Annotated in this window: 12 protein-coding genes and 1 pseudogene; all 13 read right to left on the minus strand. The window is 46.2% G+C overall.

Going from position 1 to position 12,969, the window contains the following annotated elements:
- Positions 1–19 precede the first annotated feature (19 nt).
- The 13 genes and pseudogenes from proB to HFV01_RS03125 all read right to left on the minus strand — a co-directional run bounded on the left by proB (position 20) and on the right by HFV01_RS03125 (position 12,861).
- On the minus strand, positions 20–1,129 hold the full coding sequence (gene proB / locus HFV01_RS03070) for a glutamate 5-kinase (RefSeq protein ID WP_006668592.1): 1,110 nt from the start codon (positions 1,127–1,129) through the stop codon (positions 20–22).
- A gap of 39 nt (positions 1,130–1,168) precedes the next feature.
- Positions 1,169–1,684 (minus strand): YqeG family HAD IIIA-type phosphatase, encoded by a 516-nt coding sequence (locus HFV01_RS03075; RefSeq protein ID WP_006623643.1) that lies wholly within the window; start codon positions 1,682–1,684, stop codon positions 1,169–1,171.
- 60 nt (positions 1,685–1,744) lie between these two features.
- Complete coding sequence (gene mltG / locus HFV01_RS03080; RefSeq protein ID WP_006623644.1) at positions 1,745–2,815, minus strand: endolytic transglycosylase MltG; 1,071 nt, start codon at positions 2,813–2,815, stop codon at positions 1,745–1,747.
- Between the two features lie 54 nt (positions 2,816–2,869).
- Positions 2,870–3,445, minus strand: a complete 576-nt coding sequence (locus tag HFV01_RS03085; protein ID WP_006668591.1) for a DUF3727 domain-containing protein — start codon at positions 3,443–3,445, stop codon at positions 2,870–2,872.
- Positions 3,446–3,566: 121 nt separating this feature from the next.
- Positions 3,567–4,013, minus strand: coding sequence for a Holliday junction resolvase RuvX (gene ruvX / locus HFV01_RS03090; protein ID WP_006623646.1), 447 nt, complete (start codon positions 4,011–4,013; stop codon positions 3,567–3,569).
- An 8-nt stretch (positions 4,014–4,021) separates the two neighbouring features.
- Entirely contained in the window at positions 4,022–5,239 is a 1,218-nt protein-coding gene (locus tag HFV01_RS03095) for a GNAT family N-acetyltransferase (protein WP_193520822.1), read from the minus strand.
- Positions 5,240–5,285: 46 nt separating this feature from the next.
- Positions 5,286–6,506, minus strand: a complete 1,221-nt coding sequence (locus HFV01_RS03100) for a F420-0:Gamma-glutamyl ligase (RefSeq protein ID WP_193520823.1) — start codon at positions 6,504–6,506, stop codon at positions 5,286–5,288.
- 537 nt (positions 6,507–7,043) lie between these two features.
- Positions 7,044–7,667: a group II intron maturase-specific domain-containing protein gene (locus HFV01_RS31615; RefSeq protein WP_006623649.1), complete on the minus strand. Its 624-nt coding sequence runs from the start codon at positions 7,665–7,667 to the stop codon at positions 7,044–7,046.
- Positions 7,668–7,713: 46 nt separating this feature from the next.
- A pseudogene (locus HFV01_RS31620) lies at positions 7,714–8,622 on the minus strand (reverse transcriptase domain-containing protein).
- Positions 8,623–8,643: 21 nt separating this feature from the next.
- Entirely contained in the window at positions 8,644–8,868 is a 225-nt protein-coding gene (locus HFV01_RS31625) for a reverse transcriptase N-terminal domain-containing protein (RefSeq protein WP_008052085.1), read from the minus strand.
- Positions 8,869–9,088: 220 nt separating this feature from the next.
- Positions 9,089–9,676 carry an alpha/beta hydrolase gene (locus HFV01_RS03115; protein WP_006668584.1) on the minus strand — a complete coding sequence of 196 codons (588 nt, stop codon included), beginning with the start codon at positions 9,674–9,676 and terminating at the stop codon, positions 9,089–9,091.
- 35 nt (positions 9,677–9,711) lie between these two features.
- Entirely contained in the window at positions 9,712–11,940 is a 2,229-nt protein-coding gene (locus HFV01_RS03120) for an APC family permease (protein ID WP_193520824.1), read from the minus strand.
- 24 nt (positions 11,941–11,964) lie between these two features.
- The gene (locus HFV01_RS03125) at positions 11,965–12,861 is read right to left on the minus strand and encodes a LysR family transcriptional regulator (protein ID WP_006623655.1); all 897 of its coding nucleotides are present in this window, start codon (positions 12,859–12,861) and stop codon (positions 11,965–11,967) included.
- Positions 12,862–12,969: the final 108 nt, after the last annotated feature.

The following is a 12,969-nucleotide window of genomic DNA, read 5'->3' on the forward strand; positions in this document are numbered from 1 at the left end:
TGACAGCTAAAAAACCCGGCTACACAATGACTAAATTATCTCGATGTATGACAGTTTCCGCCCCATAATAACCGAGAATTTCGGGGATTTGTTCCGAGTGACAACCTTTAATTTTCTGCATTTCGGAACTACTATAGTTAACTAAACCCCTGGCAAATTCTTGGCTTTCATTATCACATAATTGCACAGAATCATTAGGGTTAAATTCTCCCTCCACCCTGATAATTCCTGCGGCTAGGAGAGACTTTCCCCCCTCTTTAATAGCTTTAATTGCGCCGGGGTCAAGGTAAAGTTTACCCATAGGAACCAAGACATTAGCGATCCAGTGGCGACGGGAATTTACGGGGCGAGATTGAGGTTCAAATTGAGTACCGATCGCATCTCCGCTGAGAATTTTTTTAAGATTAGTAGGATGTTTACCATCAGTAATGACAGTACGCACCCCGGAACTGGTAGCAATACGCGCCGCCTCAATTTTGGTAATCATCCCCCCAGTCCCCCAACTGCTGCGGGAGGAACCTACCTCGACTTGAAATTCTTGTAACTGTTGAATATTAGTAACTAAATGAATGGGTTTAGCATGAGGGTTACTGCGAGGGTCGGCGGAATAAAGGCTTTCGACATCAGTTAACATAAATAGCCAATCTGCTTCTACTAAACTAGCCACTAAAGCCGATAAAGTATCATTATCCCCAAACCGTAATTCATCGACAGCGACGGTATCATTTTCATTGACAATAGGAATGACACCTAATTTGAGCAGTTGTTGAAAGGTATTATAAGCGTTGACATAGCCGCTGCGTTGCACTAAATCTCCGCGAGTTAGCAAGACTTGGGCGATGGGTTGTTTGAGGGTAGTAAATAAATCATCATAAACCCTAATCAAGCGCCCCTGTCCGACGGCGGCGACGGCTTGTTTAAGGGCGATCGCCCTAGGTCTTTCGGTTAATCCTAGGCGATCGCGTCCTACTCCCATCGCACCAGAGGACACCAAAACCACGCGATTTCCGTTTCTGCGTAGATCGGTTAAAGTCTCTACCAGAGTCGCCAAGGTTGACAGCGCCAAGTTTCCAGTTTCCGACTGGGTTAAACTGGAAGTACCAATTTTGACAACAATAGTACAGGTCATAATTGTTGAGGGGAGAGGGGGGGGGAGGTTTGGGAGTGGTTAACTTTTCAAAACAGCGCCAAAGAGTTTAGATATCCAAACTTCGATAGATCTAGTTGAGAAAGATATACCAGTTTGCATGGGGTCCACCATGGGTTCCACTAGAATTGTAAACATTCCCAAACGGTTTCCCGCCAGAACATCGGTAAATAGGCGATCGCCGACCATTGCAATTTGACCGGTGGGGATATCCATAGCATCGACCGCTTGACGAAGTTTCCGACGGGAGGGTTTAGCGGCGGCGTTAATGTATGGTAAACCCAGGGCGTTAGCAATACCACTAATGCGAGTATTGCTGATATTGTTGCTAACTAACCAGAGGGAAAATAGGGGTCTAACATTTTCTACCCACTCTCGCAACTCATCAGAGACTTCCTGGGTGGTGATAGGTACTAAAGTCTCATCGACATCTAACACCAGTCCTTTGAGATCATACTGATGAAGGATATCAGGTGTAAGCTGCATAATCGAGTCGCCCAGAACCAGATCCGGTTCTAAAAGTTTTCCCCAGGACATAGCTGATCGTAGAGTTGAACTCTACCATCCTACATTAAAACAGAGTAACTCATGACATTTTTATTGATTAGCGAGTTGTCGTTCAACTTCTGCGATCGCCGCCTTATGTTCCTCTCCGGTGCGGCTAAAGATATGAGTACCATCATACCGAGCCATAAAATAGAGGTAATCTGTTTCGGCTGGATTTAGGGTAGCCTTTAAACTAGCCACACCTGGGGAGGCGATCGCTGTTGGTGGGAGTCCCACATTCAGATAAGTATTGTAAGGTCCCGGAGTTTCCACCTGTCTAAAAGTTAGAGGTTGGTCAACAGTTTGGCGAATCCCCAAACCATATTCTACCGTAGGATCTGCAGCCAATGGCATTCCCATTCTGAGGCGATTATGAAACACCCCAGAAATCAAATTCCGTTCATCAGCCACCACCGCCTCTTTTTCCACAATACTAGCCAGTGCTACCCATTCATTGAGATCGAGATTGTGTCTGTCTCGGCTTTGTTGATAAATTGGTAGCGCCACCCTTTCAAATTGAGTTAGCATCTGGTTAATCACCGCTTTAGGGGTAATCAAATCACTAGCCAGAACATAGGTATCAGGATATAAAAATCCTTCCAGTATAGGTAATCCTTGCGGCAACCATGGATATTGATCGAATGGTATTTGTTGAGCTTGTGCGATAAACTCTTCCGCCGAAAAGAATCCTTTGGCTTGGAAATATTCAGCCATTTCCTGAATCGACCACCCCTCTGGAATGGTAAAGCTGGTTTGCATCACTTCCCCAGTCCAAATGCGATCGGCAATTGCACTGAGGGACTCCGTAGGAGATAGCTGGTAATTTCCCGCTTTAAATTCTCCATCTGGGTCTCGGAAAACCAACCACCTAGACCATAACCGCCAAGCTGTCGATGATCTAATCAAGCCAGCGCTTTCCAAATCGAGACCAATTTGTTGGCTAGATGTTCCTGGGGGAATTGAAATCAGGATAGCAGTTTCCGATTTAGCATTTTCTCCGATCGCATCTTCATCTACAGGGGGGGAACTAGCCCAACTCCACCAACTCCATCCTTGCCACCCAAAAAACACCCAAACTAATGGTACAACGGTGTAAAAAATACCTTTAGAAATCCGTCCCATAACCTATTCTATCAATTCCTGATAACTACTTTTGCTCAATTAGCAGTTCGGCTTTTAGCTAAAATCTCCAAAGAGTTTTTCCTCAATCATCGGTAGTAGTGGTTCAATTTTATCTAACTCTTCAGAAGATAGCAATTGGGGTTCACCTTTCTCATTCATACGAGCCATAATAAAAAATGGATCGAGGGGAGTATAAATGCCATATTCTTGTTCTTCATGATAAAAAGTGGTGAGCATTAACAGTTCCTCATAATCTTCTTCCCCCCCGCCCACAGAGCCATTCTCTTCCACATCATTATCAAAAATGTCCTCTGGTAGTTCCCCAGCCACAGTCAAGGTGACTGCTGTACGTTTGAGGGTAAGGTTTTGTTCTTCCAGAACTACTTTAGCCGTATCAAAAATACTATCTATGACCGCTTCTGACTCTACCGGAACCGCCACCTCTTCATCCTCATCATCAGACCAAGTGAGGATTTCCACCGGGGTATCGAGGGGAAGCAGCAAAATATATTCTTCCCCGTCTAGGCTAAAAGATGACTCAATTGTGCATTCAATCGATCGCCCTTGTTCATCAGTTAGGGTAGTGGCCTCTGGTTCGGGGATATTCTCGTCGGAAAATTGGGATGGCATGATTTTTGAAAGTAGTATGGTTGCTCAAAAAGAATAAGGCAATGCTAATTGTACCGATGGGTACAATTGATACAGATCCACTTGCACCAGAAAGAATACCATAACAGTGATATCTTAACCCCTAGGATTTGTTTCGGCGTTGATCGAGCCACTGTTGCAGAATCAAGGCGGCAGCTTTGCGATCGATTAGCGCCTTATTCTCAGACAAGGGGATTTTTTGCCCTTTTAACATCTGTTCAGCCTCCACAGATGTTAAGCGCTCATCCACATATTCCACGGGTAGAGCCAGGGATTTTTGCAGTCGTCGGGTATATTTTTGGATCTGACGGGCTTGGGTTCCTAACTCTCCATTGCTCAAATAGGGTAAACCGACGACCAAAATTTGCACCTGGCGCTGTTGGATGATGGCTTGAAACTGGGCCAAATCCGCCTCAAAGTGGGTGCGGACAATAGTAGTTAACCCGGTGGCGATTAATCCGGTACCATCACAGCCAGCCACTCCAATGCGACGGCGACCGATATCTAAGCCTAGGGCTGATATATAGCCTTTGGGGATGATGTCATTCATCGGCGGGTTTAATTGGGGTCTGGCGCACTACTATCGGCGATATTTTGGGATGGCATTTTGGAAGAATCAGCAGTGCTGGTTTGATCATCATGGGTCTGATGATGATCCATGGGTCCCAGCCATGACATTCCCCCAGGAACTGGCTTTCTCGATGGTTGCAAACTTTGGAGAACTTCCGACCATTGGAGAGGTTCGGCGATCGTTTTTGACTCACGCAATTTGTGCCAAACCGATCGCGACATTAGCAAAGTGTGTTCCACCGGCTCCGCTCCGACTTTTTGTAAATAGGCTTCGCGTTCGGGTTGATAATCCACCGAAGCCAGTCGCAGGGACTGAGGCGGAAAATCTTGGACTAATTGAGCCATTTGACATAAAAGTTCTGGGTATAACCAAGTATAGGCAGGATGAACGGTTAATTCAGCTTGATGGGGTTGGCGACCATCTCGACACAATTGGATTTGAAAATAACCGATCGCCGCCTTGCGTTGGGGTTCAAACACATAACCGCTCACCTGTTCGATGCCATCAAGCCATTGTCGCACCCCATCGACGATCGCTCTGATCACATTAGTTTGAAAATCGAGAATATGGCGATCGAACACCTGTCGGACTTGGGGAGGCATAGAAACCGTATCTAATTGATACAACAATTGAGCATCAGCATTGCTGACCGGAAGTAGATTAGGGACATCCGCCACAGATTGGGCTAAATCAGCCAGCAATTCAGGTTCTACAGACCAGTAAGTGATTTTAGCCAGAGGTTGGAACCCATTTTGTCGATATAGAGCCAAATCATCTTTATCGTTAACATTGACCTCCAAAACCCAAGTTCTAGCTTCCCAGATAGTTTCAAAGCAGTATCGCAACAGTTGGGAACCAATACTACTAGACGAAGTTCTGGGGTCTACGGACACTCGTTTAACCTGCCAGGTGCTACGGGTACGGTTAAACGGGGAAACTCTGATCACTCCTTGAACCTGTCCCCCCTGTTCCGCCACATAGGTATTAAATAGATGCTGACAGGGGTTAGGAAACCAACTCAGAAATCGGAGTAAGCCATACCAGAGTCGCAGTTGTTTGGTTTCCGGGTCAATGGTGCGGTCTTCGCGCCATGGCTCATCTACCGGCTGGGTAAGCTGAGACAAACGCTCAAAAGCCTCTAAATCGCGGTATTGAAAGGCGCGAATTGTCGCCTGAGTTTGATTGGGAGAAGGAAATAAATTCATGTGAATTGTGGGGTTTTGGGGTCTTGGTAGATCATTTTAGGCAGAGTTAAGGGCTTTGATCCGATTCGGGACGGATCAGAACTAATGGGGTGCGCTCATCAGCATTTCCGGCGGGATTGCTTCTAAGCGATCGCTCCACTAAAGCCGTAGATAAACCAGAAGTAGCTGCTAATATTTTAACCGCTTTCAAGTCGTTAACGTCTACAATGGCCGCTTCTAGTCCCGTCGCTTGGCGAATACGGTTAACTACCCCTTGAGGGTCTTTTGGACCAAGAACAATAAATTGATCGTAAGGTGGTAAGGTTCCGGTGACATCATCAATAAGGCGTGCTTGTTCCCCTGCTAATTCGTAAAACCCGCCTGGATGACCTAATACCTTGCCAATAGCGCCTCCGACAAAGGCTCCGAAAACCCGCACCGGACCGACTATATCGACCAGGGTTTGCAGTCCGCAGGCGGTGGCTAGGCTGGAGGTGGGCATAAAAAAGTAACAAATTCGCACCGCTACCCATCCGGGTTTGACTTCCGTTGGGTGGCGGAACCTACCTTGAATTAAGGCTAGGGGAGTTTCTCCCATTGTAACAATATCTCCCGGTTTAGCGTGTGGCATTACATAACGCTGCACTACTTCCACGGGATCATCTAGTTGCGCTAGGAGATGGGTGCGGATCGGGAATACTTGACCGCCGCCTTCTACGGGGCGAGGAGTGGGGGGGATTTGCGGATCTGGGTATTGCATGGGAATCACCAAATGGCGGACTTTGGGTATTCTGCCTTGGGGTCCATAGGTGACGTAGCGAATTTGTACCCAAGCTGACTGGAGTTCCTTGAGGTTTGGGCTTTGAATGTCGATAATTACTTGAAATCGGGTGAGTTGGCGCGCTTTGACGATATAGGCTAACCAGTAATCATCGGCTCTGGGGGTGGTGGCTTCATGGGCGGCAATGATGCGGGTGTTTACCCTGGTATTGGCTAAACTCCCATCAGATAGGAGTTTGACTTTGGCTGTCACCTCCGGCACCATTATTTCTAGGGTCTTGGTCCGGTTGCAGAGTTCAAATTCTCCTTTGAGGAGGAGTCTTTGGGGTTCTGTGGGTGTCTTTTCCCAATTGACGGCTCTTAGTTCTAGGTCATTACCCGGACGGTTACGATGCTGCCATTCTAAGGCAATTAAAATGATGGCGATCGCTACTACAATGGCGATCGCTAAGGATAAAATCAGATTTACAATAATCACACCAGCCCCCCAATTAAAGCTATCAAACATGAGATCGACATTATTCTAGGTTATACGAACAGCACTGGAGCATGAAAACCTTGTCTCAAGAGAGCAAGGATGAAAGGCGACACGGGTACTTTAGTGCCCGTCAGCCCAAGACCTGATCAACTCTCGAACAACATCGCTGTTTTACTTGACACGCTTACTAGATAAATGCTACACCGATTGAGCGTGGATAAAGGTAACCAACCACTTAAAAAACCTTGTTGCCTCAAGGCGTACACTGAACCTTGACCATTGAATCTATGCGGTTTGGCTGCATTGTTCTAGCTTCCTCCTGGCAGCAGGTAAAAGATTCACAGGAACTAGACAAATCAGTTTTTGAGGTATATTTGCTTCAATCTAAACAGGATTGGCAGAAATGCAACTACGGTAGGGCATACCGAAAGTAACGCTTGGGAAGAGTCCCACCTCTGGGCTAGACGACGATTAGGGGTCGAGAGTAAAGTCGCCTTCACCCCCTCCCATTCAGAACCGTACATGAGACTTTCACCTCATACGGCTCCTAGTTTGACTGCCTCCCTGTTAAGAGTACAGCAACCTCTCTTCATCAAGAGCTGTTTTATCATCGCGGGTGTGGCGATGTAGTAACTGAAGGTTTTTGTATTCATCCTTTCCACCTTGGCTTCGAGGTACAATGTGGTCTACTTCAGCTATATCTGATGGGGTAAAGTATTGCCCACACCAGGTACACTTACCTTTTTGCTTTTTGAGTAGTTTTGCTACCCTATTTGGCGTGTCGGTTGCTTGTCCTTTCCTGGTTGCCCAGTAAGTCCAGTTTCCGTCGTATGGTGTTGCTTCCGGGCGTGTTAGGGTATGTCTGACCAATGGAGTCCAATCATGTTGCCATAGTGTGGTTCCATCATTGGCTTTAAATAACCAACTTTCGTGCCTTGTTTTTCCGTTACTAAGTTTAACCGTTTCATTCCTGAAATAGTTTCTTAGCTTTTCATGTAGGTTCGCCCTTCCACATCTTGATATTGTCCATGCCCTTAACATTTCCCAGATTATATAATCTAGTTTTCTGAAGGTCTCCGATGAGACGACCCTTGAATAATAATTTGACCATCCCTGAATCATCAGGTTTAGTTGACTTCTTAGGGTTAATTGAGGCGATGTTTTGTGCTGTTTGATTACGTCTTTAATCACTTCTGTGTGGGCTTTAACTGCTTTCTTGCTGGGTTTGATGAGGGTTTTATGACCTATTAATCGTCCTGTTGTCCCCCCCGGTTTTTCCAGACTTATGTTTTCCTACCGGATACTGCCTGATATTGAATCCTAGAAAATCAAAACCCGGGTTTTCAGTCTTGCCATTATACTCAATGGGATTGAGCGTGTGGCAAATTCGGGTCTTTTCTGATTTGATTTCTAATCCTACAGGTTTTAACCATTCAGAAATTGCAGTTTTGCACTGTTCAATAATTTCTAGGTCTTTTGAGATGACCACGAAATCATCGGCGTATCTTATTGTGGTAGCTTGTGGCTTGTTCCTTTTCTTAGGATACATTGTTTCTATGTGCCTTGCCATACCATCCAGTGCGATGTTAGCTAGGAGTGGACTTATCACCCCTCATTGTGGTGTCCCTGCTTTTGTATCCTCAAACACGCCGTTGTCCAAAACACCTGATTTTAACCATTGTTTTAGGTCTCTTTTCAGGCTGTTTGGGCAATGAATTTTGGACAGTAGATAATCATGGTTTATTCGGTCAAAGCATTTTGCTATATCCGCATCTAGCACGAAATATTCACCTTTGTTAATACTCAGGTAAATCCTGGCTATTGCATCATGGGCTGACCGTCCGGATCGAAACCCGTAGCTCGTGCCTTCAAATTTCGCCTCCCATTCGGGTTCTAGCGCCGACTTCACCAAGGCTTGCCTTGCTCTATCTTGGATTGTAGGAATGCCTAGGGGGCGTTTTTCATCCCTTCCAGGTTTTGGTATCCATACTCTCCTAAGTGCTTTCGCTTTGAGGTTCCCTTTGATTCTCTCGGCTAGTTCAAACCTTTGTTTTGGAGATATTATTTTTACCCCGTCAACTCCAGCTGTCTTTTTGCCTTGATTGTCTTGGAGGGCGGGTTTATTAAGCTGACTGTTGGGAAGCATGGCTGACCGTGGAACCCGCCCCTACAGTCGCACCGCTAAGAGTCGGGCGTAATATGATTTCACCAATAGACGTTGCCACCTTCTTACCTTTGCATCCTGTCCCGATTTAGCTGCTTGAAATATACTCTTTTGGAGCTTAAAGACTTTCCGATGAACCTTAGTCCATGGGATTTCCTTCCATGCGTTGTTCGTAGTCTTGGTTGGTTTGGACTTGCCAAATCCTCTCTTTGAACTCGCTATCGCCATGTGTACTCCTACTAGGCTCTATTTCTTACAATCAAACCGCGACCTGTGGGCATATCCCGTCCATTACAGCCGGGCATTGGCTTCTGGTCACATCTCTCATCCTCAAGCGTTAGGGGTCGAGAGTGAAGTCACCTTCACCCTCTCCCATTCAGAACCGTGCTTGATAGTTTCCCATCACACGGCTCCTGGTGTGGATACCCTATTTGTCAAAGGAGCAGAATCAAGAGACATTAGCATCTGTGGGTCCTAATTGTTGGACTATTTCCACCATAAACTGCTGAGTCTGCCAAAAAGAACGGTTGAGGCGACTAAATACATCAAAGGCGACATCGATATCAATTCTCAATTCTGGGTTAGGGTAGCTTTGTAAAAACCCTAGTATTGATAACCCAGACTCGCTTTCGGCTGCTTCTAATAGGGCGGTTTTAATGTCTGCGCCTCGGGTTTGGGGGTCCTGAGTGCGGGTAATGGTGGCAATTTCGTCAAGGATGTTTTCGCCAATTTGGGTTGTCAGTAAATTGCTGACGGCGGTGGGTGGGATACCTACTTGAGAATTTAAGACTCCCAGGACTTGTTGTTTTTGTTGGGGGGACAGAAACAGCTCATAACCTCGGAGTCCGGGGGGAACTTTTCCGGTGTTGGCTAATGTTTCTAAATCTTCGATCGCCAGAGAGAGAGACATAATCCCTTGGCGAACTATAATTGTTTCTGCTGCCTTCACTGGGGTAGCGATCGCAATATGAGTCCCCAATGCGATCGCCGAAAGTACAGCTAACTTGAACCTAGACCATTGAAAGTTCAGCCCCATAACACCTCAGACTACTGGTTGAAAAAAAAGTGAACCTAATCTTTTTGTAACACCTCAGAGAAGGCAAAATCAGGAGCAGCTAACACAAAAATTGTAGCGGGTAATCCCGTAGCCATTTTCTGGAGTCCCTCGTAATATTTACTGTACTGCAAATCCTCTTTGGGGGTAGCCATACCCAAAAATACCAAATCGGCATCCTGAGAGGAAGACCGTAGAATTTCGGGGAAAGGTTGTCCTTGAGACACAATCACCTGGGGTTTAGCCCCAATGCGTAACTGTGCAACCACTTTAGCCAAATTGGTATGGGCTGCTACGGCTGCTGTTTCGTCGGGTACAACTAAGTTTAAATTAATTTCGGCTCCGCGCCATTCCAGACTCGTCCGCAGCAAATAAGCCAGAATTAGCATCAAGCCTCCATTAGTATTAAGACCCCCCCACCAGAGATCAATCTTCTGTCGCGCGCCAAATCCCCGATCTGATTCATCTCTTAGTATAAGTACACTACGAGCGGTTTTGTGAAAATGTACTAGGGTTTCACAATATGATTTTCGACGTTCAGGGGATTGGGAATCCCCTAATAAAATTGTATTGGGTACTAAAGGACCAATTCCGTAGGATTCTACGAGTTGACGGGAGCCAGTGAAGGGATTATCTGCCATAATCACCCGGACTAAGCCTGCTATGGCTCGTTTTTCTAAATAATCGCGCAAAATCGCTTCTATTTCATTTCTTTGGGTCGGACTACGGGAGCCTGTGGGTAAGATGGTGCAAACAGTAAACAGGCTGACGTTATGAGAAAAATTAGCTGCTAATTCCACTAAAGACCAACGTTTATTGGGCGCACCGGAAAAGGTGAGGATATGGGGTCGCCAGTTTTTGGTGTCTGGGGTGTAACTCAGTTGAAATAAACCCCGACGCACTAGCGCCATCCAAATTCCCTGACGGATATCTCCCCAGGCGCTTTCTAGTTCTCGTCGCTCTAACCAAATATAGATACTAAAGACAATGATAGCCGCGATAATGGTGGCGATCGCATCAATGAGGAACATTACGCCTAAACAGCCGACGACTCCCAACAGAGACAATAGCCAGTGAACTTTGAAGGTGGGACGAAAGGAGGGACTTTCTAAAAAGGTCTCGATACCTGCTGCTAGGTTGAGTACCAAATAGGTGGTCAGAAAGAACATACTCAACACTGGGGCGATCAGGTTGAGGTCGCCGACAGCAACGGCGATTAATACAAATCCTAGGGTAACAACTGTGGCGATACGGGGTTCATTATCGGGTCCCGATCCGGTTCCTAGGAATTTTAACCAGTTGGGTAAAATGCCATCTTTGGCTAAGGCTTGCAGGACTCTTGGCGCTCCTAATATACTACCTAGGGCGCTCGATAGGGTGGCTCCCCACACTCCCAGCAGGATAGCGGGTCCCCAGAAAGCTATCCGTTTCATGATTAGCGCATCGACTAGGAGGCTGTCTGTATCCCCTTGCATCCACAATAGGACGGGTAGCAACATATATATTACATAACCTGTGCCGACGGCGGCGAGGGTTCCTGTAGGGATAGATTTGGTGGGGTTTTGCAGATCTCCTGACATATTGACCCCTGCCATAATTCCAGTAACGGCGGGGAAAAAGACGGCGAACACTTGCCAAAATCCTACTTTGGGGAGGTTGGTGGCAATTGCTATGTCTTGTGTGCTGGCTTCGACTGGACTACCGAATAACAGGGAGATTAGGGATAGGGCGATCGCTGCCATGATGAAGTATTGGGCTTTAATCGCTAATTTGGCGGACTTAATGGCAATTATAGCCACCATGATGGTGGTGATGATGGCTACAACTTTAATATTGAGTTGGGGAAAGGTGATGACTAGACTTTCGGCAAAACCAATGGTATACAGAGCAACGGAGATGGCTTGGGCAAAATATAAGGGTATCCCAATGGCTCCGCCGGATTCAATACCGAGGGAGCGACTAATCATATAATAGGCTCCGCCGGCTCTGACTACTTGATCAGTGGCGATCGCACAAATGGAAAGGGAGGTCAGAAAGGTGATAGATGTTGATAGGGTGACAATAGCTAAGGTTCCCCACAGTCCCACCTGACCGACTACCCATCCAAATCGCAGATACATAATCACCCCCAGGATGGTTAAAATTGAGGGAGTGAAGACACCACCAAAAGTCCCTAAACCTGCTCCGGTTTGGGAAGTTGGCGGGGGTTCTGATGATGGTGGAGATGGCAAAAAGGGTAGTTTCATGATCACACTATGTTTCAACCCAAGTCAATTAGACTTACCGGACTCGAGAAGATACTCTAAGAAGGTCTGGGCGACAACTGATAATTGTTTCCCGTTGAGGTAGGCTGCATACCAACAGCGTTGGATGGGAAATCCTACCACATCTAAAGTGGTTAGCTCTCCTCGATCGCCATACGAGTTTAATGTATGTTTGGATAAAACGGAAATCCCCAGACCTCCGGCGATCGCTTGTTTGATCGCTTCGTTGCTACCTAACTCTAGGCGTACCCGCACTGATACCTTACTCTTGTCAAATAATTTCTGCACTGCCCTACGGGTACCTGACCCAGATTCTCGCATGATAAATGGTTCATGGTTCAGCGCTTCAATGGGAATTTGGGTTTTACCGACGAGGGGATGGTTACAGGGGGCTACCACCACTAGGGGATTATCTAAAAAGGGTTTTGTACAAAGGTCTATATCTTCGGGCGGTAGACTTAGTATATATAGATCATCTTTATTTTCCAGCATCCGTTGGGTAATCTGTTGGTGATTGATCACCTGTAGGGCAATATCAATGGCTGGGTAGTTTTGACAAAAAGACCCTAACAGTCTGGGAATAACGTATTTAGCTGTGGTGACTACTGATAAACTTAATCGTCCCTGTTTAGCGCCTTTCAGGTCAGCAATGGTCATATCGAAATGTTCCAGGCGCTGGAAAATATCGTGACAGGTCGCTTGTAACTCCTGACCCGCATCAGTAAGATAAAGTTGTTTGCCAATTTGCTCAAATAGTGGTAGTCCCACCGCTTGCGATAGATGTTTGACTTGACTTGAGACAGTGGGTTGGGTGATCAATAACTCTTCTGCTGCGCGAGTGAAGCTACCGTGACGCGCTACGGCTTCAAAAACCTTTAACTGATGCAGTGTGGCCTGAATCACCAGCTTTGTCCTCCAAGTAATGGGCGATGATTGTACTATTGATTTAAGTCTATCAAAATATAGATAATATACAATAGATTGACACTGATATAATTACCTATATCGGTT

The sequence above is a fragment of the Limnospira fusiformis SAG 85.79 genome, from assembly GCF_012516315.1.
GTDB classification, from domain to species: domain Bacteria; phylum Cyanobacteriota; class Cyanobacteriia; order Cyanobacteriales; family Microcoleaceae; genus Limnospira; species Limnospira fusiformis.

Coding starts and splice junctions, on each gene's coding strand:
- proB (WP_006668592.1), bottom strand. CDS start 1,129: ATGACCTGTACTATTGTTGTCAAAATTGGTACTTCCAGTTTAACCCAG.
- HFV01_RS03075 (WP_006623643.1), bottom strand. CDS start 1,684: ATGTCCTGGGGAAAACTTTTAGAACCGGATCTGGTTCTGGGCGACTCG.
- mltG (WP_006623644.1), bottom strand. CDS start 2,815: ATGGGACGGATTTCTAAAGGTATTTTTTACACCGTTGTACCATTAGTT.
- HFV01_RS03085 (WP_006668591.1), bottom strand. CDS start 3,445: ATGCCATCCCAATTTTCCGACGAGAATATCCCCGAACCAGAGGCCACT.
- ruvX (WP_006623646.1), bottom strand. CDS start 4,013: ATGAATGACATCATCCCCAAAGGCTATATATCAGCCCTAGGCTTAGAT.
- HFV01_RS03095 (WP_193520822.1), bottom strand. CDS start 5,239: ATGAATTTATTTCCTTCTCCCAATCAAACTCAGGCGACAATTCGCGCC.
- HFV01_RS03100 (WP_193520823.1), bottom strand. CDS start 6,506: ATGTTTGATAGCTTTAATTGGGGGGCTGGTGTGATTATTGTAAATCTG.
- HFV01_RS31625 (WP_008052085.1), bottom strand. CDS start 8,868: ATGGCGATAGCGAGTTCAAAGAGAGGATTTGGCAAGTCCAAACCAACC.
- HFV01_RS03115 (WP_006668584.1), bottom strand. CDS start 9,676: ATGGGGCTGAACTTTCAATGGTCTAGGTTCAAGTTAGCTGTACTTTCG.
- HFV01_RS03120 (WP_193520824.1), bottom strand. CDS start 11,940: ATGAAACTACCCTTTTTGCCATCTCCACCATCATCAGAACCCCCGCCA.